Source organism: Frankia sp. AgKG'84/4 (assembly GCF_023242965.2).
GTDB lineage: Bacteria > Actinomycetota > Actinomycetes > Frankiales > Frankiaceae > Frankia.
Genome location: NZ_JALKFU020000669.1, coordinates 1 through 607, shown reverse-complemented (window position 1 = coordinate 607; position 607 = coordinate 1). Strand labels below are relative to the sequence as shown.

At 53.7% G+C, this 607-nt stretch carries 1 protein-coding gene; it reads left to right on the top strand.

What is annotated here, in order from left to right; genetic code table 11:
- On the top strand, positions 1 to 538 hold a 538-nt coding region (locus MXD58_RS31795; protein ID WP_250610030.1), incomplete at its 5' end, for a fructose-bisphosphatase class II.
- Between the last annotated feature and the right edge of the window lie 69 nt (positions 539 to 607).

Here is a 607-nt window from a genome sequence, read left to right as displayed (position 1 = left end):
CCTTAAGGCAGTCGCAAAAGCAAAGAACAAAGATATTCAGGACGTAGTCGCGACCGTTTTAAACCGCGACCGCCATTCGCAAATCATCCATGAGCTCCGGGAAGCAGGGGCGCGCATCAAATTAATCAACGACGGGGATGTCGCCGGGGCGATCAATACAGCCTTTGACCAGACCGGTGTAGATATTTTGTTCGGCTCAGGCGGGGCACCTGAGGGTGTGATTGCTGCCGTGGCGCTAAAATGCCTGGGCGGTGAGCTTCAGGGGAAACTCCTTCCACAAAATGACGCGGAAGCGGAGCGCTGCAATAAGATGGGCATAGATTTGGAAAGCGTGCTTCGGATGGAAGACCTGGTTCGCGGCGATGATGCGATCTTTGCGGCAACCGGGGTAACCGACGGGGAATTATTGAAAGGTGTCCAGTTCAAGGGGAATTACGGGCTGACCCACTCTCTTGTCATGCGGGCCAAATCAGGAACCGTCCGTTTCATCGACGGCCGCCACAGCTTAAAGAAGAAGCCGAACATGGTGATAAAGTGAAACTTCCATCAGTGGGGGGCTTCATCCCTCACTGATGGTTAGTTGTGGCTCACAGGATGTGAGTTACAC